The organism is Bordetella sputigena, from assembly GCF_965137885.1.
GTDB lineage: Bacteria > Pseudomonadota > Gammaproteobacteria > Burkholderiales > Burkholderiaceae_B > Bordetella_C > Bordetella_C sputigena.
The window spans coordinates 62,203-85,102 of record NZ_CBCSCA010000013.1 but is presented as its reverse complement, the minus strand read 5'-3'; the positions used below and the strand labels follow the sequence as shown (position 1 = coordinate 85,102).

The following is a 22,900-nucleotide window of genomic DNA, read 5'->3' as shown; positions in this document are numbered from 1 at the left end:
GAGCACACCATGAGCGACACTCCCAAACCAGACGCCAACGGCATCACGCGCTACGGGGCCGCCGGCGGCACCGGCGGCGGCGGCAGCCATATGCCGTTCTCGCGCGCGGTGGCGGCCGACGGCTGGCTTTACGTTTCCGGCCAGGTGCCCATGGACGACGGCGAAGTGACCGAAGGCGGCATCGTGCCGCAATCGCACAAGGCCATCCAGCAACTGCTGGCCATTCTGGCCGAAGCGGGCTACGGCCCCGAACACATCGTGCGCTGCGGCGTCTGGCTGGCGGACGCGCGCGATTTCGCCTCGTTCAACAAGGTGTTCAAGTCGTACTTCGGCGAAAACCCGCCGGCGCGCGCCTGCGTGGAAACGCGCCTGGTAGTGGACGCCAAGGTCGAGATCGATTGCGTGGCGTATAAAGGCCCACCCCCGAAGCGCTCCGCGCTTCCCCCTCAAGGGGGCGACGCCTGAGGACCGGCGGAGCCGGATCCTCGGCGTCCCGGGTCTGGCAGCACCGATTCCTGCGATCCAGGCCCTTAGGGCGTGATGGCAGGCGGATAAGGAACTCAAGGGGCGACGCCTGAGGACCGGCGGAGCCGGATCCTCGGCGTCCCGGGTCTGGCAGCACCGATTCCTGCCATCCAGGCCCTTAGGGCATGATGGAAGGCGGATAAGGAACTCAAGGGGGCGACGCCTGAGGACCGGCGGAGCCGGATCCTCGGCGTCCCGGGTCTGGCAGCATCCTGCCATCCAAGCCCTTAGGGCGTGATAGAAGGCGGATAGGGAACGATGGCATCGGCGTCGCAAAGCCGATCAAGTCTGGCCGGGGGTTTCGCCGAACTCGTCCAGCAAGCGCTCGATCAAGGGATTGCGCGCGTCGCGCCGCCAGACGCCGTAGGCGTCGGACCGCGCGCTCGCGCCGGCCAGCGGTCTGAACACCGCGCCGCGCAAGGCGGAATGCCTTAACGCCTGCGGCACCAGCGCCACACCCAATCCCTGCGACACCATCGAAACGACCGCCAGCCAGTGGCGGGCTTCATGCCGCACCTGCGGCCGGAAGCCCGCCTGCGCGCAGATCGACAGAATGCGGTCATGATAATCAGGCGAGACGCCCTGGCCGAACAGCACGAAAGGCTGGTCGCGCAGTTCGGCGGGTCGCACGGCGGGCTTGCGCGCCAGCGGATGCCGCACCGGCAGGCAGCACACGAAAGGCTCCGTCACCAGCAACCGGCTTTCCAAGGCTTCCGGCATGCGGCTGGTGTGGACAAAGCCCAGGTCCATGCCGTTGTGCATCAATTCGGTAATCTGCTCGCCGGAGTTCATTTCGGTCAGCTTGATCCGCACACCCGGATAACGCGACTGGAAGCCGCGCAGCGCCTGCGGCAGGCCCCGATACAGCATCGCGCCGACGAAACCGATACGCAGGTTGCCGATGAGTCCCGCGGCGGCGTCGCGCGCTTCCAGCGCCGCTTCTTCGGCCTGCGCCAGGATCTTGCGCGCCGACAGGCGCATGGCGACGCCGGCCGCGGTCAGCCGTACCTCTTTGTTGTTGCGCTCGAACAGGCGCGCGCCGATGCTGTCCTCCAACTGGCGTATCGCCACGGACAGGGGCGGCTGCGAAATCGCCAGCCGCGCGGCGGCGCGGCCAAAGTGCAGTTCTTCGGCCAGTACGGAGAAATAGCGGAGATGGCGCAGTTCCATCGAATGGTGCTGACGATATTTATTTCGAATCGTACAAGACATAAGCAATATTGGATACCTATCGATAGCCCACCTAGAATCCTCGCCACAGACGTATAAAAGGAGACACCGGCATGCAGCCAGCCGCCCAACATCCCGTGCCGGACCGCCGGGGCGACAACTTCTACGCCAGCGACGAAGAACTGCGCACGCTGCTGCCGCTGTATCTCCCGCCAGACCTGCTGCGGCACATGACGCCGCACTTCCATCGCCTGGGCGAGCTGGCCGGCGGGCGGCTGGACGAACTGGCGGGCATCGCCGACCACAACCCGCCCACCTTGCAGCTGCGCAGCCGCAGCGGGCTGGACGAGCAGCGGATCATCAAGCACCCCGCCTACGTGGAAATGGAAAGGCTGGCGCTCAGCGAATTCGGCCTGGGCGCGATGTCGCACCGCACCGAGACCCTGGGCTGGCAAGGCGCCATGCCGCCCATCGTCAAGTACGTGCTGACCTATCTGTTCGTGCAATCCGAGTTCGGCCTGTGCTGTCCGGTGTCCATGACGGATTCGCTCACGCGCACGCTGCGCAAGTTCGGCGACCCGGCGCTGGTCGAGCGCTATCTGCCGCGCCTGACCTCGCTGGATTTCGACGAGCTGGCGCAGGGCGCCATGTTCATGACCGAACAGGGCGCCGGCTCCGATATCGCGGCCACCGCCACGGAGGCGCGCCGCGACGGCCAGGGGCAATGGCGCCTGTATGGCGACAAGTGGTTCTGCTCCAATCCCGACGCCGACCTGGCGATGGTGCTGGCGCGCTCGGAAGGCGCGCAGGACGGCCTCAAAGGCGTCTCCCTGTTCCTGCTGCCGCGCGTGCTGGACGACGGCAGCGCCAACCACTATCGCATCATCCGCCTGAAGGACAAGCTGGGCACGCGCTCCATGGCCAGCGGCGAGATCCGGCTGGAAGGCGCCGTCGCCTATCTGGTCGGCGAGCCCGGCCGCGGCTTCGTACAGATGGCCGATATGGTGAACAATTCGCGCCTGTCCAATGGCGTACGCGCCGCCGGCCTGATGCGCCGCGCCGTGGCCGAAGCGGAGTTCGTCGCCCGCGAACGGCGCGCTTTCGGCCGCGCCCTGAACGAGATGCCGCTGATGCGGCGCCAGCTGGACAAACTGCGCGTGCCGGCCGAGCAGGCGCGCACCATGGTGTTCCAGACCGCCCGGGCGCTGGCCCGGTCGGATGCCGGCGAAACCGGGGCCTACGCGCTCCTGCGGATCCTGACGCCATTGATCAAGTTCCGCGCCTGCCGCGACGCCCGCAAGGTAACGGGCGATGCGATGGAAGTGCGCGGCGGCTGCGGCTATATCGAGGAATGGAGCGATCCCCGTTTGCTGCGCGACGCGCACCTGGGATCGATATGGGAAGGCACCAGCAACATCGTCGCGCTGGACGTGATACGCGCGGTCAAGCGGGAAAACTCCCTGCCTGTATTGAAAGCCCATAACCAGGCGCTGCTGGAGAAGGCAGACCTGGCGCCCGCCTATGCGCAGGCGCTGCGGCAGGCGCTGGACGGCGCCTGCGCGCTGGCCGAAACCGCCGCGCGCGAAGGCGGCGACGTACTGGCGCGCCAGGCGGCGTCGGCCCTGTACCACTGCACCAGCGCGATCGCGATGAGCTGGGAGGCATCCGCCACAGGTTCCGCGGACCGCCTGCGCTGGGCACAGCTGGCCCTGCGGCATCGCGTGCTGCCCCGGGACCCCTTGATGCCGGATGAGACGCCGGCATCGTGGCGTTGAACCAAATAAAAGCACCACTACAACGATACGGAGACAACACGTGAAGAAACGCGCTTTCCTGACCCTGCTGGCCGCCGCCTGCGCCACCCTTGCAACGCTGACCGCCGCGCCCGCCCGGGCCGCCGACACCTTCCCATCCAAGCCATTGACCCTGGTCATCCCCTACCCGCCCGGCGGCCCCACCGACGCCATGGGCCGCACCCTGGCCACGGAAATCTCGCATTACCTGCCGCAGCCGATGATCGTGGAGAACCGCGCCGGCGCCAACGGCAATATCGGCGCCGAGTTCGTGGCGCGCGCCCAGCCGGACGGCTACACGCTGATGTTCGGCACGTCCGGACCGCTGGCGATCAATTCCAGCCTGTACAGCCAGATCAACTACGATCCGGTCAAGAGCTATGCGCCGGTCATCTACGTCGGCTACCTGCCCAACATCCTGGTGGTGAATCCCAGCATTCCCGCCAAGACCGTGCCGGAACTGGTGGCCTATTCCAAGACCCGCCCGGGCAAGCTGGCTTTCGCGTCGTCGGGCACCGGCGCGTCGTCGCATCTGGCCGGTGTGATGTTCAACTCGCTGGCCGGCACGGATTTCCTGCACATTCCCTACAAGGGCACCGGGCCCGCGCTGAACGACCTGCTGGGCGATCACGTCGCCATGAGCTTCACCGACGTGCTGACGGCCAAGCCTTTCGTGGAGTCCGGCAAGCTGCGCGCGCTGGGCGTCACCACGGCCAGGCGTTCGCGCGCCCTGCCCGATGTGCCGACGGTGGCGGAACAAGGCTATCCGGGCTACGACGTCAGCGTGTTCTTCGGCATCGTCGCGCCGGCCAACACGCCGGCGGACCGCATCGCCATCCTGAACAAGGCCTTCGTGCAGGCGCTGAACTCCGACAAGGTCAAGGCCTTGTTCGCCTCGCAAGGGCTGGAAGCCGCGCCCGATCACTCCCCGCAAGCCCTGGGCGCCTTCATCGCCCAGGAAAAAGCCAAGTGGGCCAAGGTGATCCAGTCGTCGGGCATCCCCTTGAATTGAACCCTGAAAATCGGCCTTGCCCCGGAGCAGCCCGCATGACTTCCACTTCCACCGCCGGCGCGCTGGCCGGTATCCGCGTCCTGGATATTTCCCGTATCCTGGGCGGTCCCTATTGCGGACAGATACTGGGCGACCACGGCGCCGACGTGCTGAAGATAGAGCCGCCGCAAGGCGACGACACTCGCACCTGGGGCCCGCCGTTCAAGGACGGCGTGGCTTCGTACTACATGGGCTTGAACCGCAACAAGCGCGTCCAGCACCTGGACCTGTCCCAGCCCGCCGGACGCGAACGCCTGCTGGAACTGCTGGAAAACACCGACGTGCTGGTGGAGAACTTCAAGATCGGCACGATGGAACGCTGGGGCATGGGGTATGAGGCCCTGTCGCGGCGCTTTCCCCGCCTGGTCTGGTGCCGCGTGTCGGGCTTCGGCGCCGACGGACCGCTGGGCGGGCTGGCCGGCTACGACGCCGCGGTACAGGCCATGAGCGGCATCATGAGCGTCAACGGCGAAGCCGGCGGCGAACCGCTGCGCGTGGGCTTGCCGGTGGTGGACATGGTCACCGGCCTGAACGCGGTGATCGGCATCCTGCTGGCCCTGCAGGAACGCCATCGCAGCGGCCGCGGACAGTTCGTCGAAGCCGCGCTGTACGACAGCGGCCTATCGCTGCTGCATCCGCACGCGGCCAACTGGTTTATGGACGGACGCACGCCCCGCCGCACCGGCAATGCGCATCCGAACATCTATCCCTACGACACCTTCCGCACCGGCACGGACCCGCTGTTCCTGGCCATCGGCAACGACCGGCAGTTCGCCACGCTATGCGAGATCCTGGGCTGCCCGGACCTGCCCGCGGACGCGCGCTTCGCCACGCCGGGTGCGCGTTCGACGCATCGGGTGGCGCTGAAAGAGCGGCTGGAAGAGGCGCTGGCTGGCTTCGACGCCGCCAGCCTGGTGGAACGCCTGATGGCGGCCAACGTACCGGCCGCGCCGGTGCTGGACATGGACGCCGCGCTCGACCATCCCCATACCGCTCATCGGGAAATGGTCGTGCATATCGGCCCGGACTACCGCGGCCTGGGCGCGCCGGTCAAGCTGAGCCGCACGCCGGCCAGCTACCGCCACGCGCCGCTGACGCCGGGCACGGATTTCGACAGCGATTGAGCCTGCCAGGTCGGGCCTTGCCCTATGGGCCCGTGGCCGGATAGTTAGGTCCCGGGCCCCAGCCTCGGTCGCTGGCCCAGGGATTGACCGCGCCCGGATGCGGCGGGCCGGGATGGTCGAAGCGCCCGTCGTTGGCGCAACCGCCCAACAGCGCGCCCAGCACGCAGGCCGCGGCCAGGTAAAAGAGCTTGTTCCGGAGATTCATGGTCACCTCGCGATCAGGACCGCCCGGGAAGGGTGCCCGCGTATTGCCAAGCAAGAATGCTGCCTACATGTTCACCACGTCCACCCCTTTGGGCGGCGTGAAAGTGAAGTCCTGCGCATTGATCGCCGGGTTGGGCACGATGTTCGACAGGTCGACGCGAGTGGTCTGCCCGAAGGCGTCGAGCAGCTCGATGCGCGCCGGCCGGTTGTCCTTGAAGCCGATGTCCACGCGCGAGAACCCGGCATCGGTGGTGCGCGGCTTGGCGCGCAGCCATTCCAGCCCGTCCTTGGCCGGCAGCGCCGACACGTCGAAAGACTGCTCCAGCGAACCGGAACCGAACAGGATGGCGGCGGGCGAGGTACCGATGGCCTGGTCCACCTTGCGCACCGTGACCTGCGCCAGGTCCGGGTCGTATTGATAGACCTGCTTGCCGTCGGACACGATCAATTGTTCGTAGGGCTTTTGCACCGCCCACTTGAACTTGCCGGGCCGCTGGAAGGAAAACGTACCGCTTTGGGCGGGACGCGGCTGCGACTGCTGCCCGCCCGACGTGGCTTGGGTGAAGGAGCCGGTGGCGGCCGTCACGGCCGAGACAAAGGCATGCAGCTGTTCCTGCGCCGTGGCGGCGAACGCCCGCGCGGGCAGCAGGGCCGCCAGGGAAATAGCCGCCGTCGAGGCCAGCACGGCCAGGCTGCGTGGTAGTCGCATGATCAAGCTTCCTCCCGCGCCGCGGCGGGGACCAGGATTTCGCGGTTGCCGTTGGACTGCATGGCGGACACCATGCCGGCCTGCTCCATTTGCTCAAGCAGGCGCGCCGCGCGGTTGTAGCCGATGCGCAAATGCCGCTGCACCAGCGAGATCGACGCGCGGCGATGCTTCAGCACCACTTCGCAGGCCTGGTCGTACATCGGGTCGGACTCGCTGTCGGTGAAGCCGGTCACGCTGCCCACGCCGTCGCCGGTCTCGCCCTCGACGCCGCCTTCCAGCAGGCCTTCGATGTAGTTGGGCTCGCCCTGCGCCTTCAAATGTTCGACCACGCGATGCACTTCATCGTCGGATACGAAGGCGCCGTGCACGCGCACCGGCAGCCCCGTGCCCGGCGGCATATAGAGCATGTCGCCCTGGCCCAGCAGCGTTTCCGCGCCCATCTGGTCGAGGATGGTGCGCGAGTCGATCTTGGACGACACCTGGAAGGCGATACGCGTGGGGATGTTGGCCTTGATCAGGCCGGTGATGACGTCCACGCTGGGACGCTGCGTCGCCAGGATCAGATGGATGCCGGCGGCGCGCGCCTTTTGCGCCAGACGCGCGATCAGCTCTTCGATCTTCTTGCCCACCACCATCATCAGGTCGGCGAGCTCGTCGATCACCACCACGATGGTGGGCAGCGGCTGAAGGGGCTCGGGCTGGTCGGGCGTCAGCGAGAACGGATTCGGTATCGGTTCTTCGCGCTTGATGGCGTCGCGTATCTTGGTGTTGAAGCCGGCCAGGTTACGCACGCCCATCTTGCTCATCAGGCGATAGCGCTTTTCCATTTCGGCCACGCACCAGTTCAGCGCGTTCGCCGCCTGGCGCATGTCGGTCACGACGGGGGCCAGCAGGTGCGGAATGCCCTCGTAGACGCTCATTTCCAGCATCTTCGGATCGATCAGGATCAGCCTGGTGTGGACCGCATCGGCCTTGTACAGCAGCGACAGGATCATGGCATTGATACCCACCGACTTGCCCGAACCGGTGGTACCGGCCACCAGCAGGTGCGGCATCTTGGCCAGGTCGGCGACCACCGGATTGCCGGCGATATCCTTGCCCAGCGCCATCGTCACGGTGGACGCGCTGGCGTGATAGGTTTGCGAGCCCAGGATTTCCGACAGCTTGACCATTTGCCGGCGCGGATTGGGCAGCTCCAGGCCCATCAAATTCTTGCCCGGTATGGTTTCCACCACACGGATGCTGACCAGGCTGAGCGCGCGCGCCAGGTCCTTGGCCAGGTTCACCACCTGGCTGCCCTTGACGCCGGTCGCGGGTTCGATTTCGTAGCGGGTGATGACGGGGCCCGCCTGCGCGGCCACGACGACCACGCTGACGCCGAAATCGGCCAGCTTCTTCTCGATCAGGCGCGAGGTGAATTCGATGGTCTCGGCTGACACGGTTTCCTGCATGACGGGCGGCGGATCCAGCAGGCTGATCGTCGGCAGGTCGCCTTCGCCTTCCGGCGGCGCGAACAGCGTCTGCTGCTTTTCGCGCTGGACCCGGTCGGACTTGGGCACCACGGTAATGGCGGGCTCGATGCGTACCGGTTGTTCGTGGACCAGCTTTTCCTGCTTGGCCACGACCTGTTCGGTGCGCTCGGCCTGGGCGACTTCGCCCAGCTTGCGGTCCTGGCGCGCGTCGACGGAAGCGCGGGCGCGCCGCAGCAGGCCTTCGATGAAACCGCCCAGGCGTTCGGCGATGAGCAGCCAGGAAAAGGAAAAGAACAGGCTCAGGCCAATGGCGACCAGCACCAGGAAAACCAGCGTGCCGCCCGTAAAGCCGATCGCGCTGGACAGCTGTTCCGCCAGCGTATGCCCGATCACGCCGCCGGCGCCGCTGCCGCCGTCCGCGCTGCCGGGCAGATGCGTCCCCAGCGTGTACAGGCGCAACGCTTCCAGCCCCATGGAGCCGATCAGCAGCATGCCGAAACCCACGCCCTGCTCCCAGCGCACGCGCGGGAGCGGCTCGGCGTTGCCGCCTGGCGCGCGCAGATGGCCGGCCAGCCGGCGGTAGCCCGCGCGCACGCGGTGCAGCAGCAACACCACCCACCACCACGCGGAAAAACCGAACAGATAAAGCAGAATGTCAGCCAGGTAGGCGCCCAGCGTGCCGCCCTTGTTGTGCACCATGCCGGCGGGGACGGAATGCGACCAGCCCGGGTCGGCCGAGCTCCAGGTGGCCAGCACCAGCGTCAGCCAGGCCGCCATGGCGGCGAAAAGAATCCACCTGGCCTCGCGCAGTAGAGAGGAAATCCGGATCTGCAACGGCGACGGGCCATTGCGCGTGTTGCGCGAAGCGCGCGGAGAAGCGGTTGAAATACGCGGCATAGGCCTCATTATAATTGGGCATCAACTTTGCCTAGCGTGCCCGATGACTACTTCCAAACATGCCCAACTGCTGATTCTCGGCTCCGGTCCGGCCGGCTATACCGCGGCGGTCTACGCCGCGCGCGCGAACCTGAAGCCCGTTCTGGTCACCGGCCTGGCGCAGGGCGGCCAGCTGATGACGACCACCGAAGTCGACAATTGGCCCGCCGACGCGCAAGGAGTGCAGGGCCCGGAATTGATGCAGCGGTTCCAGCAGCACGCCGAACGTTTTAACACTGAAATCGTGTTCGACCACATCGCGAGCGTGGATTTGACGCAACGGCCGTTCACCCTGACCGGCGACACGGGCAACGTCTACACCTGCGATTCCCTGATCATCGCCACCGGCGCGTCCGCCAAATACCTGGGCCTGCCCAGCGAGCAGTCCTTCATGGGCCGCGGCGTATCGGGTTGCGCCACCTGCGACGGATTCTTCTACAAGAACCAGGACGTGGTCGTGGTGGGCGGCGGCAACACCGCCGTCGAAGAGGCGCTGTACCTGTCGAACATCTGCCGCACGGTCACCATGATCCACCGCCGCGACAAATTCCGCGCCGAGCCCATCCTGGTGGACCGCCTGATGGACAAGGTGGAAAACGGCAATATGAAGCTGAAGCTGTTTTCCGAGCTGGAAGAAGTGCTGGGCGACGACAGCGGCGTCACCGGCGTGCGCATCCGCGACAACAAGACCGGCCAGACGGAAGACCTGGCCGCGACGGGCGCCTTCATCGCCATCGGCCATCATCCGAACACCGATATTTTCCAGGGCAAGCTGGACATGAAAGATGGCTATATCGTCACCAAGAGCGGCTTGTCCGGGATGGCGACGATGACCTCCGTGCCGGGCGTGTTCGCCGCGGGCGACGTGCAGGATCATGTCTATCGCCAGGCGATCACCAGCGCGGCCACCGGCTGCATGGCGGCCCTGGACGCACAGCGGTGGCTGGAGAATGCGGGGCAGTAAAGCGGGATTCGGCGACCTGAAGCGCCTGCGCGAGCAGGCCCAGGCCCTGGGGCGCCAGGAAGAAGAAGCCGCCGCCGCGCGCCGCGCCGCCGCCGGGGGGACCGCGCAGCAGGCCCGCGAGCAGGGCAAGGCGGCGGCCGGCGCCACGCACGACCAGGCTCGGGGCAAAGCGACCCTTCCGCGCGGCAATCGCCTCGACGACGACGCGGACTTTCCGCCGCAGCGTACTGCCGCGCCGCCATCCGATCCGGCCGACGACCTGCGCGCCTTCCAGAAGGCAATGGGCACCGTCACCCCGCTGCGCGCCGAAGCGCGCGTCATCCACACCCATCGCCCCGACCCGACCGACATCCCCGTCCAGCGCCGCGCCGCCGCGTTGGGCGAAACGGCCCGGCGCGCCGACGCCGGCGTTTCCGATGGCGGGGTCGCGCATCTGCTGTCCGAAAACGGCACCGCCTACGTCCGCGCGGACGCCGCTCCCGACACCGCGCGCAAGCTGCGCCGCGGCGAATGGCAGGCCGGCGCCGAACTCGACCTGCACGGCTTGCGCGTCGAGCAAGCGCGCCATGCGGTGCTGTCCTTCATCGACGAATGCCTGGAACACGGCATACGCTGCGTGCGCGTCGTGCATGGCAAAGGCTACGGTTCCGAAGGCCTGAGCCCCGTCCTCAAGGACAAGGCGCGAACCTGGCTGGCGCAAAGGCCGGAAGTCATCGCCTTTTCCGAAGCCCCGCCGCGCGAAGGCGGCTCGGGCGCGCTGCTGGTATTGCTGCGGCAACTGGAAGACGCCAGGCGATGAATCGGGACCAACCCGATTCCGTTGCCCCGCCTTGCGCGGATTGATGCGCGGTACGCAATAGTCATCCGAATATTTGCGCTTTACGGCACCGCCGCCGCCCCGCATCATGCGCGGGCCGCTGGCGACGGCGGCACCGACCGCATCCCAAAGAGGAGACAGATATATGTTGCATACCGCCCTTTTCGGCGGCAGGCATGGCGTTCGCCTGCTCGTTCTGGCCGCCATGATGTTCACTGCGTTGGGCATGCGCCCCGCGAGCGCCGAAGACTGGAATCCCACCCGCCCTATCCGCTTGCTGGTGCCCTACGGGCCGGGCGGCAGTTCGGACGTCATCGCGCGGGCCGTGGCCGTCGAGATGTCGCGTGACCTGGGCCAGCAAGTCGTGGTGGAGAACAAGGGCGGCGGCCAGGGCAGCATAGCCACGATGGAAGCCGCTCGTGCCCGCCCCGATGGCTACACCTTGATCCTGGGCCACGTCGGTACCCTGGCGGTAAATCCGGCGATGATGCGCAACCTGCCCTATAACCCGACCAAGGATTTCGCGCCCATCATCCTGCTGGCCAAACTCCCCATGGTGTTCGCCTTGAACGCGCGCGTGCCGGCCGACGATCTGCGGTCCTTCGTGGCCTTGGCCAAGGCGAAGCCCGGCACGCTGAATTACGGCTCGGCCGGCAACGGCAGCGCGGGGCATCTGGCCTTCGAGATGCTGAAGACCGCCACCGGCATCGACGTGGTACACGTTCCCTACAAGGGCACGGGCGCGCAGTTGCAGGATCTGCTGGCTGGCAATATCGATGCGGCCTCGGCGGGGCTGCCGGGATTGCTGCCGCAGGCCCAGAGCGGCCGGGTGAAGCTCATCGCGGTGGGTTCGGCACGGCGCCTGGACGCGATCCCGGACGTGCCCACCGTCGCGGAGTCGGGCTATCCCGGCTTCGAGAGTTCGCAATGGTTCGGCCTGCTGGCGCCCGCCGGCACGCCGGCGCCGGTCATCGCGCGGCTGAACAAGGCCGGCCACGCCGCGCTGGCGTCGGAGCCGGTGCGCCAACGGCTGGAACAGGATTCCAGCGAGATATCCGGCGCCGGTCCCGACGCGTTCGCGGCATTCATCGTGTCCGAAGAAAAGCGCTGGGGAGACGTCGTGCGCAAAGCGAACGTGCACGCCGAATAAGCGATGGGGATGGCGCGCGGGTGGCGTGCCGGAGCTGGCGGCGCGGACCAGCTCAAGCGCCGCCGGCGCCGCGCGCTTCGCCCGGCGGCGCCCTGCGTGGATCGCGGACGTAGTCCACCAAGGCCTCGGTCGCGGGATCCGGACGCGGCGTCAGCAGCGACACGATGACGATCGTCAGGAAGGCGGCTGGCGCGCCGAATATGCCCGCGGCCACGGGCTGTATGCCCCACCACAATTCCAGCGGCTGGGTCGGCGGAATGCCGAACACCAGTTCGCGCAGCCACGGATGGCTGTGCGCCATGTAGCTGAAGGTCACCGCCAGCCCGACCGCCATGCCGGCCGTCGCGCCCCACTTGTTGGCGCGCTTCCAGAAGATCCCCATCACCAGGGCGGGGAAGAAAGAAGAAGCCGCCACCGAAAACGCCGCCGACACCATGATCAGGATATCGGCCGGCCGCCGCGCCGCCACCCATGCCGCGGCGAAGGCCACCACCAGCAGCAGGAACTTCGACACCATCACGCGGCGCGCCGCCGACATCCTGGGCGAGATGACCCGATACAGCATGTCGTGCGAGAGCGCATTGGACAGCGTCAGCAGCAAGCCGTCCGCCGTCGACAGCGCCGCCGCCAATCCGCCGGCCGCCACCAGGCCGGATACCACGTAGGGCAACCCGCCGATCTCCGGCAGGGCCAGCACCACTACGTCCGCGCCCATGTGGATTTCGCCCAGCTGGACCACGCCGTCGCCATTGACGTCCACCACATTCACCAGCGCCGGGCTGATGGCGCTCCATGCGGCCACCCAATCGGGCAGCGCGCTGTAGCGCGCGCCGACCAGATGCGTGTAGACCACGTACTTCACCAGAATGGCCAGGGCCGGCGCGAGCAGGTATAGCAACAGGATGAACAGCAAGGTCCAGCAGACCGAGCGCCGCGCGGCGCCCACCGATGGCGTGGTGTAGGAGCGCATCAGGATGTGCGGCAGTCCCGCCGTGCCCAGCATCAGGCACAAGGCCAACGCGATGAAGTTGGCGCGCTGCGATTCCCATCCGCCCGGCGCGCCCGCATCCCGCGCCGCCGGCCCGCCGGCGAGCGGGTCCTGCGCCGCGTCGCTCGCGGGAGTCGTGCCGGGGCCGTCGCGCGGGACGGCCGACCCGTCCGCGTCGCCCGGCGCGCCGGACCTGGCCGCCTCCCGCGCGGAGCCGGCCACGGCCGCGTCACGCCCCGCGCTTGCGGCGCCGCCGCCGGCGCCCTCGACGGGATAAGGCTGCACCGCCGGCACCGGTGGCCGCGCCCGGGCCCGGAATTCCTGGCGGTCGCGGTACCAGCGCGTGCGCGCTTCTTCCACCGTGACCGGATACGCATCCAGTTCGCGCTGCACCGAGCGTATTTCCAGCATGGGCGCATCCGCCGCATTCAGCTGCGCCAGCCGGTCGCGCAAGCGGGCTTTTTCGCTGACCCACGAGCCCGGCAGGGTCCGCAGCAATTCATCCACGCGGTCGGCGCGCGCCTGCCACTCCCGCCGCACGGCGCGCTCGGCATCGTCGTCCAGCAGGCGGCTTTCCTGCCGCACCACCTGCTCCAGCGCCACGCCCGCCGCCATGGGCGGCAACGTCATGCCGGTGAACTTGATCGCCAGCCACACGACCGGCACCACGTAGGCGATGATCAGGATGATGAATTGCCCCACCTGGGTCCACGTCACCGCCCGCATGCCGCCCAGGAAGGAACACACCAGCATGCCGCCCAGCGCCAGGAAAATCCCCAGCTCGAAGGAAATCCCCGTCATGCGCGTCGTGATGATGCCCACGCCGTAGATCTGCGCGACCAGGTAGGTAAAAGAACACAGCACCGCGCAGGCCACCCCCACCAGGCGCGGCAGGTTCCCGCCATAGCGCGCGCCCAGGAAGTCCGGCAAGGTGTACTGGCCGAACTTACGCAGATAAGGTGCCAGCAGCAACGCGACCAGCACATAGCCGCCGGTCCACCCCATCACATAGGCCAGTCCCGCATAGCCGCTGACGTAAAGCGTGCCGGCGACGCCGATGAAAGACGCCACCGACATCCAGTCGGCGGCCGTCGCCATGCCGTTGTAGAAGGCCGGCACCCGGCGGCCCGCGACGTAGTATTCGACGGGGTCCGAGGTGCGGCAGACGATGCCTATCCCCGCATACAGGCTGAAGGTCACCAGCAGGAAGACATAGCCTATCCAGTTGCGCGGCATGCCCAGCACTTCCAGCAGGCCCAATACCAGGATCAGCAGCGCAAAGCCGGCGGCGTAAAGCACATAGACGCGCGCGGCGACCTCATTCATCCTCATCCGCGCCATTCATGATCCGCGCATAGGCGACGACGATGATCAGGTACGCCAAGGGAGCGCCGTAGGCGGCCATCCAATAGGCGAAGGGCCAGCCGGCGACGGGAAACAGCAGCGTGCGCGCGAACCATGCCGGCACGAAGCTCAGGACGGCCCACAAGGCCAGCAATAGAAGGATGAGCGTGACGTTGCGTCCCCATCCTGGGGCGCGCGCCCGGTTGCGGAGGAGTTCGTCGACGGATTCAGCGTTTCGCGAAGTCGGCGTATGCGCCATGGCAGGGCCTACGTGAACGCCGGCCGCGCCTAGGGCGCGAAAACCGGACCCTGAATGCGACAACGGCTGGCACTGCCTGGTGCCAGCCGTTGTGCGTTTGCTTTTCTAGATACAGCTTCTTTTATGTACCGGTGCCGCCCGGTTTAGCCCTCAATGGGGCTTTTGTCTCCTCACCTGCATGGAACGGAATTCTGCACCATCTCCGGGATTGAAACACTAGGGGTATGCCCTAGGACGGCGCATAAGCCTGGGAAGACGAGGCACCATATTGGTGCATATGCCGGTTTTTATATCCCGTTTACTCACCTCCCCCCAAGCTTTATCCCGTTTTTACGGCGCCCTCCCTAACCTGCCGGTGTCCGCTGGCCCCGCCACTTCGCGCCGGGCCCGCTCCCGCGATCCGGGACCTTACCCAGGAGTAGACATGGACACCATTTTCCTCGCCTCTTTCGTCGTCATGGCCGCGCTCACGCTGGCGCTGGTCGAGTTCTGCGATGCCCTGCGGAAGGGAGACCCATCATGAGCTGGCTCTACCTGATCAGCGGCGCCCTCGCGCTATTCCTGTTCGTTTATCTGCTCATCGCCCTGTTCAAGCCGGAGAAATTCTGATGAACGCGCACTACCTGGGACTGCTGGCTTTTTTCCTGGCGGTCCTTTTGCTGCTCGCCCCCTGGGTCGGGCGCTATATCCATGAAGTCATGGATAACGGCCGGTCGCGCTGGTCGGCGTGGGGACGGCCATTCGAACGGCTGGTCTACAAGGCCGCCGGCGTGGATCCCGCGGCCGAGATGGGATGGAAGCACTATGCCGTGGCCGTCCTGGTATTCAGCATCCTGGGCTTCGTCGCCGCCTACGTCATCCAGCGCGCGCAAGCCCTGTTGCCGCTGAACCCGGCCGGCATGGGCGCGGTGTCCGCCGACTCCGCCCTCAATACGGCCATCAGCTTCGTCACCAACACGAACTGGCAAGGCTATGCCGGCGAAGGCACGATGAGCTATCTGACGCAGATGCTGGCGCTGACGGTGCAGAACTTCCTGTCGGCCGCCACCGGCATCGCGGTGCTGCTGGCCTTGATCCGCGGCTTCGCGCGGCATAGCGCGCAAACCGTCGGCAACTTCTGGGTGGACATGGTGCGCAGCTGTCTGTACGTGCTGCTACCCATGTCGCTAATACTGGCCGTCGTACTGGTCGGCCAGGGCGTGATCCAGACCTTCAGCCCCTATCAGGAAGCCCATCTGCTGGAGCCCGTGACGTACTCCGCGCCGAAGCTGGATGCCGGCGGTCAGCCGGTGCTGGACGCCAAGGGACAACCCATCACGGAATCGCGGACGGCCACCACGCAGACCATCGCGCTGGGGCCGGTGGCGTCGCAGGAAGCCATCAAGATACTGGGGACCAACGGCGGCGGTTTCTTCAACGCCAATTCGGCGCATCCATACGAAAACCCCACCCCCCTGTCGAACTTCCTGCAGACCTTGGCGATGCTGCTGATTCCGGCGTCGCTGTGCTTCACCTTCGGCCGCATGGTGGGAGACCGGCGTCAAGGCGTCGCGGTGCTGGCGTCCATGGTGGTGCTGTTCATCGCCTTCGCGCTGGTCACCGGCTACTACGAATTCCAGGCCAATCCCATGCTGGCGCAGGCCGGCGTCGACAGTCGTACCACCGCGCTGGCGGCGGGCGGCAACATGGAGGGCAAGGAGGCGCGCTTCGGCATCGGCCCGACGGCGCTGTTCGCCACCGCCACCACCGCGGCATCGTGCGGCGCCGTGGACGGCATGCACGACTCGTTCACGCCCATGGGCGGCTTTTCGCCGATGCTGCTGATGCAGCTGAGCGAAGTGGTCTTCGGCGGCGTCGGCGCGGGCCTGTACAGCATGCTCGCCTTCGCCATCCTGGGGGTTTTCATCGCCGGGCTGATGATAGGCCGCACACCGGAATACCTGGGCAAGAAGATCGAAGCCTATGAAATGAAGATGACGTCCATCGTCATCCTGGCCGCGCCGCTGCTGGTGCTGGCGGGTACCGCGCTGGCGGTGTCGATGGCGGCCGGCAAGGCGGGCGTGCTCAACCCCGGCACGCACGGCTATTCCGAGATTCTCTACGCACTGACGTCGGCCGCCAACAACAACGGCAGCGCCTTTGCCGGGCTGTCGGCCAATACGCCGTACTACAACAGCCTGCTGGGCATCGCCATGTGGTTCGGCCGCTTCGCCGTGATTATTCCCATCCTGGCGCTGGCGGGTTCGCTGGCGAAGAAACACCGGGTCCCGGCCGGCCCCGGCACGATGCCCACCACCGGCGCCTTATTCGTAATCCTGCTTATCGGTTCCGTCCTGCTGGTCGGCGCGCTTACCTATGTCCCCGCGCTGGCCCTGGGCCCCGTGGCGGAACATCTGCAACCTTGATCGGGCTGACACTCAACATGGCCAAGCAATCCAATAGCGACGCCCTGGCGGCCGTCGCCCCGCAAACCCTGCCGCAGGACGCGACGGGCTTGCCGCCGCCACGCACTTTCCAATTCTTCTCGCGGGCGCTGGTGGGACCGGCACTGGTCGACAGCCTGCGCAAGCTGGCGCCGTCGGCGCAACTGAAGAACCCCGTGATGTTCGTGGTCTACGTGGGCAGCATCCTGACCACCTTCTTGTGGATCATGGCGCTGCGCGGCCAGGCGGAAGCGCCCGCGGGATTCATCTTCGGCGTCGCCGTCTGGCTGTGGTTCACCGTACTGTTCGCCAATTTCGCCGAGGCATTGGCCGAGGGCCGCGGCAAGCAGCAGGCCGCCGCGCTGCGCGGCCTGCGCACCACCGTCACCGCGCGCGTATTGCGCGATTTCAAGGATGCCGAGGTGGCCGGCGCGCACCCGGACGCCTATCGCGGCCGCGGCGTGTCGCGCAATTCCGGCGATTTGCGCAAGGGCGACGTGGTACTGGTGGAAGCCGGCGAGGTCATTCCCGGCGATGGCTTGATCATCGCGGGCGTGGCGTCCGTGGACGAAAGCGCCATCACCGGCGAATCGGCGCCGGTGATCCGCGAGTCGGGCGGCGATTTCTCGTCGGTGACCGGCGGCACGCGCGTGCTTTCCGATTGGCTGTTCGTGCGCATCGCCGCCAACCCGGGCGAAAGCTTCCTGGACCGCATGATCTCGATGGTGGAAGGCGCCAAGCGGCAAAAGACGCCCAACGAACTGGCGCTGACCATCCTGCTGGTGGGACTTACCGTGGTTTTCCTGCTGGTCACCGTTACGTTGCTGCCGTTCTCGCTGTTCTCCGTCGAGATAGCGAAGGCGGGGCAGGTGGTGACCGTGACGGCGCTGGTCGCCCTGCTGGTCTGCCTGATCCCCACTACCATCGGCGGCCTGCTGTCGGCCATCGGCGTGGCCGGCATGAGCCGCATGATGCAGGCCAACGTACTGGCGATGTCGGGCCGCGCGGTGGAAGCAGCCGGCGACGTCGACGTGCTGCTGCTGGACAAGACGGGCACCATCACTTTCGGCAACCGCCAGGCCTCGGCCTTGATGCCGGCCCCCGGCGTCACGCCGCGTGAACTGGCGGAAGCCGCCCGCCTGGCCTCGCTGGCGGATGAAACGCCGGAAGGCCGCAGCATCGTGCTGCTGGCCGATAAGGCCTTGCATGCGCCGGCGCGGCCGACGGCCGATCTGGAGTTCGTGCCCTTCAGCGCCCATACCCGCATGAGCGGCGTCAACCAGGGCGCGCGGCAGGTGCGCAAGGGCGCCGTGGATGCGATCCGCCAGTGGCTGGCGGACCAGGGCGTGGCCATGGACGCCGCCGTGATCCGCGCCGCCGATGACATCGCGCGCCGCGGCAGCACGCCGCTGGCCGTCGCGGACGGCGGCCGCGTCCTGGGCGTGGTGGAGCTGAAGGACATCGTCAAGCCCGCCATCAAGGAACGCTTCGCCGAGCTGCGGCGCATGGGCATCAAGACGGTCATGATCACCGGCGACAACAAGCTGACCGCCGCCTCGATCGCGGCCGAAGCGGGCGTCGACGACTATCTGGCGGAAGCCACGCCCGAAGCCAAGCTCAAACTGATCCGCGCCTATCAGGGCGAAGGCCGGCTGGTCGCCATGACCGGCGACGGCACCAACGATGCGCCGGCCCTGGCGCAGGCCGACGTCGCGGTGGCGATGAATTCCGGCACGCAGGCCGCCAAGGAAGCCGGCAACATGGTCGACCTGGACTCCAACCCCACCAAGCTGATCGAAATCGTCGAGATCGGCAAGCAGATGCTGATGACGCGCGGCGCGCTGACCACCTTCAGCGTGGCCAACGACGTGGCCAAGTACTTCGCGATCATTCCAGCCGCCTTCGCCACGGTCTATCCGCAGCTGGGCGTGCTGAACGTGATGCGCCTGACCACGCCGGAATCGTCCATCCTGTCGGCCGTCATCTTCAACGCATTGATCATCGTCGTGCTGATTCCGCTGGCGTTGAAGGGCGTCAGGTACCGCCCGCTGGGCGCGGGCGTGCTGTTGCGGCGGAACCTGATCATCTACGGCCTGGGCGGCCTGCTGGTGCCCTTTGCCGGCATCAAGCTGGTCGACATGGTACTGGCGGCACTGGGCTGGGCCTGAACCGCCGCCGCAACCGAGGAAATCGCCATGAATACGGATATGAACATGCAAAAGAAAGCGGCCCCGCAAGGCGGCGCCGGCCTGCTGCGCGCCGCGCTGGTGGTCTTCGCCATCCTGACGCTGGTCACCGGCCTGGCGTATCCCTACGCCACCACGGGCATTGCGCAGCTGCTGTTTCCGCGCGAAGCGAACGGGTCGATGATGGAACGGAACGGCCAGGTGGTGGGTTCGTCGCTGATCGGCCAGCAGTTCTCGGCGCCCAAGTACTTCTGGGGCCGCCTGTCCGCCACCGCGCCCCTGCCTTACAACGCCTCGGCGTCCGGCGGATCGAACCTGGGGCCGCGCAACCAGGCCCTGGCCGATGCCGCCAAGGCGCGCGTAGAGGCCCTGCACGCCGCCGATCCCGGCAACACCAAACCCATACCGGTGGACCTGGTCAGCGCCTCCGGCAGCGGCCTGGATCCGGACATCAGCGTTGCGGCGGCCGATTACCAGATCGACCGCGTGGCCAAGGCCCGCGATATGACGACCCTGGAAGTCGCCAGGCGGGTCGAAGCGCACACCCGGCGGCCTTTCTTCGGCCTGCTGGGCGAGCCCGTGGTCAATGTGCTGGCGCTGAATCTGGACCTGGATGGCCTGAAGGCGACGCGATGAGGGCGTCGGTAGCCGCCGCGCGGCGGCCGCTTCCGCGACGTCGCGCCGCCCCTGGCGGCTGGCGTTGCCGGATTCGCTTTCGACGCGGGCCGCATCGGCCGGCGCGGCGCCCGAGCCTTGCGCATGCGCGCATTCGACGAACGCCGGCGGCGTATAGTGGCTGACACTCTCCAACACAACCGAACGTCGCCGCACCATGGCAAGCTCGCAACCTGAACGCCCCGATCCCGACGCACTGCTGCGGGACATCGACGGGGCGGCGCGGCGCGCCGCGCGTGGCCGCCTGCGCCTGTACTTCGGCGCATCCGCCGGCGTCGGCAAGACCTACGCCATGCTGGCCGCGGCGGCGGCCCAGCGCGCGGCCGGCGTCGACGTGCTGGCCGGTATCGTGGAAACCCATGGCCGGCGGGAAACCGCTGAACTACTGGACGGTATCCCCGTGCTGCCGCGCGTCGACTACGCGTATCGCGGGCACGCGCTGGCGGAATTCGACCTGGACGGCGCGCTGGCGCGGCGCCCCGCGCTGATACTGGTCGACGAACTGGCGCATTCGAACGCGCCGGGCGCGCGCCACGCCAAGCGCTGGCAGGACGTGGAAGAACTGCTGGCGGCCGGCATCGACGTCTGGAGCACGCTCAACGCGCAGCATCTGGAAAGCCTGAACCAGGCGGTGGGCACCATCACCGGCATCCCGGTCTGGGAAACCGTGCCGGACCGGCTGTTCGATGCCGCCGATGAGGTCGTGCTGGTCGACCTGCCGCCGGACGAGCTGCTGCGACGCCTGCGCGACGGCAAGGTCTACATGCCGGAACAGGCCCGCCATGCCGCGCGCAATTTTTTCCGCAAGGGCAATCTGATCGCCCTGCGCGAGCTGGCGCTGCGGCGCATGGCCGAACGGGTCGACGACGATGTCCAGGCCTACCGGCGCGACCGCGCCGTGGAGACCGTATGGCGTACGCGCGAGGCCGTCGTGGCCTGCCTGGCGCCGGACGAGGAAGCCGAACATGTGGTGCGGGCCGCCCATCGGCTGGCCCAGCAGCTGGATGGCGAGCTGCATGTGGTCACGGTGGAAACGCCCAGCCTGGTCGCGCCTTCCGCGGCGCAGCGGCTGGCGCTGCAAGCCGCCCTGGCCACGGCGCGCGATCTGGACGCGCGTGTCGAAACGCTGGGCGGGGCCGATATGGTGCGCGCGCTGGTGGGATACGTGCGCCGGCACAACATCACCAAGGCCGTCATCGGACGCACGCGGGCGGGGCGCGGATTGGGCCGGCGCTGGGGCGCGTGGCTGGCCACGCTGCTATCGCCGGCGGCCCTGTGGCGGCGCCGCAGCTTCGCCGATCTGCTGGCCGCGGGCTGCCCGGAACTGGACGTGATCCGCCTGGCCGCGCCCACCCAGCCCGCCACGCTGCGTACCGCGTCGATGCGCCTGGGATCGACGCCCGCGGCGGGCGGGCCGCGTGCATCGGCGGCGCTGGACGCCGCGGGTGCGTTTGCCGCATCGGGGACATCGGGGACATCGGGCGCACCGAGTGTGCCGGCCGCATCGGGCGCGCCTGGGACATCGGCCGCACCGGGTGCGTCCGCCGTCGCGGGTGCGCCGACCGCGCCGACCCCGCCGGCTGCGCGGTTCGGCCACTATGCCTGGTCCTGCCTCTATTGCGCGATCGCCACCGCGATCTCGCTGGCGGCCTTTCCCGACCTGCATCAGACCAACATCGCCATGTTCTATCTGCTGGCGGTGATGGCGGTAGCGCTGCGCCATGGCCGCGGCCCGGCCGCGCTGGCATCGGTGATCAGCGTGGCGGCCTTCGATTTCTTTTTCGTGCAGCCCACGCGCTCCTTCGCGGTATCGGACGTCCAATATCTGGTGACTTTCCTGGTGATGCTCACCGCGGGCCTGCTGATCGGCCAGTTGACCGCGGGCCTGCGCCTGCTGGCGCTGTCTTCAGCCCGGCGCGAAAGCGTCGCGCGCGGCCTGTACGAGTTCGCGCGCGACCTATCGTCGGCGCTGCTGCCGGAACAGATCGTGGCCTCGGCATCCTCTTACCTCAATGCCGCATTCGGCGCGCCCTGCGCCCTGCTGCTGCTGGGCCAGGACGATCGCCTGGCGCTGGTCAGCCGCGACACGCCGCTGCCGCTCGAAACCGCCCTGGCGCAATGGGTGTTCGACCACGGTCAGCCCGCCGGCTGCGGCACCAACACATTGTCCGGCAGCCCGCTGCTATACCTGCCGCTGAAGGCGCCGATGCGCACGCGCGGCGTCCTGGTGCTGGAACCGCCGGGCGGCGCGGCTTTCATGACCTCGCCCGACCGCCCGCAACTGGATGCCTACGCGACGCTGATCGCCATCGCCATCGAACGCGTGCATTACGTGGAGGTCGCCCAGCAAGCGCTGGTCAGCATGGCGTCCGAGCAGCTGCGCAGCTCACTGCTGTCGGCCATCTCGCATGACCTGCGCACGCCCCTGACCAGTCTGGTCGGCATGACGGACACGCTGATGCGCGATCCCGCCGCGCTCAGCCCCGCGCAGCGCGAGATCGCCCTGGCCATGCGCGAACAGGCCCGCCGCATGCACGCCATGGTCGTCAACCTGCTGGACATGGCCCGGCTGCAGAACCGCGAGGTGACGCTGCGCAAAGAATGGCAGTCGGTGGAAGAACTCGTAGGCGCCGCCATTGCCGAAATGCGCGAGCCCCTGCGCCAGCATGGCGTCTCGGTGGCGTCCCTGTCGGATCTGCCCCTGGTGGAATGCGATGGCGTGCTGATACAGCGTGTCCTGTGCAACCTGCTGGAGAACGCCGCCAAGTACACGCCGCCCGGCAGCCACGTGCGCATCGACGCCGTCGCCCGCGAAAGCGAGATCCTGATACGCGTGGCCGACGACGGACCGGGCGTGCCGCCGGGCCAGGAGACAGCCATCTTCGACAAATTCGTGCGTGGCGAGCGCGAATCGGCCACCCCGGGCGCGGGCCTGGGGCTGGCGGTCTGCCAGGCGATCGTGCAGGCGCATCACGGCCGCATCCGGGTGGAGCCCGGCGACCCTCCCTACGCCGGCGCGCGCTTCGTGGTTGAATTGCCGCTGACGCGCGCGCCGGCCGTTGCACCGGAACCGCCGGCGGCCTCCATCCACATGGAATGACAGACGGACA

General features: G+C 67.6%; 18 protein-coding genes. 12 read left to right on the top strand and 6 right to left on the bottom strand.

Translation table 11 applies throughout. From position 1 onward, the window contains the following. Positions 1-9 precede the first annotated feature (9 nt). Entirely contained in the window at positions 10-465 is a 456-nt protein-coding gene (locus ACNA0R_RS22160) for a RidA family protein (protein WP_415828232.1), read from the top strand. 342 nt (positions 466-807) lie between these two features. On the opposite strand, the gene ACNA0R_RS22155 is transcribed toward ACNA0R_RS22160, so the two are convergent. Then, a complete protein-coding gene (locus ACNA0R_RS22155; protein ID WP_415828231.1) occupies positions 808-1,695 on the bottom strand; it encodes a LysR family transcriptional regulator in 888 nt (295 codons plus the stop codon). A gap of 113 nt (positions 1,696-1,808) precedes the next feature. On the opposite strand from ACNA0R_RS22155, the gene ACNA0R_RS22150 reads away from it, so the two are divergent. Genes ACNA0R_RS22150 through ACNA0R_RS22140 form a run of 3 tightly spaced genes read left to right on the top strand, consistent with a single transcriptional unit; the run spans position 1,809 to position 5,663 of the window. Further along, a complete protein-coding gene (locus tag ACNA0R_RS22150) occupies positions 1,809-3,470 on the top strand; it encodes an acyl-CoA dehydrogenase family protein (protein WP_415828230.1) in 1,662 nt (553 codons plus the stop codon). A 40-nt stretch (positions 3,471-3,510) separates the two neighbouring features. Continuing rightward, positions 3,511-4,500 (top strand): Bug family tripartite tricarboxylate transporter substrate binding protein, encoded by a 990-nt coding sequence (locus tag ACNA0R_RS22145; protein ID WP_415828229.1) that lies wholly within the window; start codon positions 3,511-3,513, stop codon positions 4,498-4,500. A 35-nt stretch (positions 4,501-4,535) separates the two neighbouring features. Further along, positions 4,536-5,663, top strand: a complete 1,128-nt coding sequence (locus ACNA0R_RS22140) for a CaiB/BaiF CoA transferase family protein (RefSeq protein ID WP_415828228.1) — start codon at positions 4,536-4,538, stop codon at positions 5,661-5,663. A 22-nt stretch (positions 5,664-5,685) separates the two neighbouring features. Here ACNA0R_RS22140 and ACNA0R_RS22135 read toward each other — a convergent pair whose 3' ends face one another. From ACNA0R_RS22135 to ACNA0R_RS22125, 3 genes are all read right to left on the bottom strand, one after another. Then, a complete protein-coding gene (locus ACNA0R_RS22135) occupies positions 5,686-5,868 on the bottom strand; it encodes a hypothetical protein (RefSeq protein WP_415828227.1) in 183 nt (60 codons plus the stop codon). A gap of 63 nt (positions 5,869-5,931) precedes the next feature. Next, entirely contained in the window at positions 5,932-6,576 is a 645-nt protein-coding gene (gene lolA, locus ACNA0R_RS22130; protein WP_415828226.1) for an outer membrane lipoprotein chaperone LolA, read from the bottom strand. 2 nt (positions 6,577-6,578) lie between these two features. After that, the gene (locus ACNA0R_RS22125; RefSeq protein ID WP_415828225.1) at positions 6,579-8,945 is read right to left on the bottom strand and encodes a DNA translocase FtsK; all 2,367 of its coding nucleotides are present in this window, start codon (positions 8,943-8,945) and stop codon (positions 6,579-6,581) included. A 43-nt stretch (positions 8,946-8,988) separates the two neighbouring features. Between ACNA0R_RS22125 and trxB the strand changes: the two genes are divergently transcribed. The 3 genes from trxB (at position 8,989) to ACNA0R_RS22110 (ending at position 11,915) form a co-directional block, all read left to right on the top strand. Beyond that, positions 8,989-9,948: a thioredoxin-disulfide reductase gene (gene trxB, locus ACNA0R_RS22120; protein ID WP_415828224.1), complete on the top strand. Its 960-nt coding sequence runs from the start codon at positions 8,989-8,991 to the stop codon at positions 9,946-9,948. Beyond that, complete coding sequence (locus ACNA0R_RS22115; RefSeq protein WP_415828223.1) at positions 9,935-10,747, top strand: Smr/MutS family protein; 813 nt, start codon at positions 9,935-9,937, stop codon at positions 10,745-10,747. The genes trxB and ACNA0R_RS22115 overlap by 14 nt, the downstream gene beginning before the upstream one ends. Before the next feature lie 163 nt (positions 10,748-10,910). Continuing rightward, a complete protein-coding gene (locus ACNA0R_RS22110) occupies positions 10,911-11,915 on the top strand; it encodes a Bug family tripartite tricarboxylate transporter substrate binding protein (protein ID WP_415828222.1) in 1,005 nt (334 codons plus the stop codon). A 52-nt stretch (positions 11,916-11,967) separates the two neighbouring features. On the opposite strand, the gene ACNA0R_RS22105 is transcribed toward ACNA0R_RS22110, so the two are convergent. Both ACNA0R_RS22105 and ACNA0R_RS22100 read right to left on the bottom strand, forming a co-directional pair. After that, on the bottom strand, positions 11,968-14,235 hold the full coding sequence (locus ACNA0R_RS22105) for a VC_2705 family sodium/solute symporter (protein WP_415828221.1): 2,268 nt from the start codon (positions 14,233-14,235) through the stop codon (positions 11,968-11,970). Then, positions 14,222-14,506, bottom strand: a complete 285-nt coding sequence (locus ACNA0R_RS22100; protein WP_415828220.1) for a DUF4212 domain-containing protein — start codon at positions 14,504-14,506, stop codon at positions 14,222-14,224. The genes ACNA0R_RS22105 and ACNA0R_RS22100 overlap by 14 nt, the downstream gene beginning before the upstream one ends. A gap of 519 nt (positions 14,507-15,025) precedes the next feature. Between ACNA0R_RS22100 and kdpF the strand changes: the two genes are divergently transcribed. The 5 genes from kdpF to ACNA0R_RS22075 all read left to right on the top strand — a co-directional run bounded on the left by kdpF (position 15,026) and on the right by ACNA0R_RS22075 (position 22,890). Beyond that, positions 15,026-15,115, top strand: a complete 90-nt coding sequence (kdpF, locus tag ACNA0R_RS22095; protein ID WP_066353881.1) for a K(+)-transporting ATPase subunit F — start codon at positions 15,026-15,028, stop codon at positions 15,113-15,115. Then, entirely contained in the window at positions 15,115-16,911 is a 1,797-nt protein-coding gene (kdpA, locus tag ACNA0R_RS22090) for a potassium-transporting ATPase subunit KdpA (RefSeq protein ID WP_415828219.1), read from the top strand. Before kdpF ends, kdpA begins: the two co-directional genes overlap by 1 nt. A 17-nt stretch (positions 16,912-16,928) precedes the next feature. Further along, a complete protein-coding gene (gene kdpB / locus ACNA0R_RS22085) occupies positions 16,929-19,097 on the top strand; it encodes a potassium-transporting ATPase subunit KdpB (protein ID WP_415828218.1) in 2,169 nt (722 codons plus the stop codon). A gap of 39 nt (positions 19,098-19,136) precedes the next feature. Next, entirely contained in the window at positions 19,137-19,751 is a 615-nt protein-coding gene (kdpC, locus tag ACNA0R_RS22080) for a potassium-transporting ATPase subunit KdpC (RefSeq protein ID WP_415828320.1), read from the top strand. 196 nt (positions 19,752-19,947) lie between these two features. Next, positions 19,948-22,890, top strand: a complete 2,943-nt coding sequence (locus ACNA0R_RS22075) for a DUF4118 domain-containing protein (RefSeq protein WP_415828217.1) — start codon at positions 19,948-19,950, stop codon at positions 22,888-22,890. Positions 22,891-22,900 lie beyond the last annotated feature (10 nt).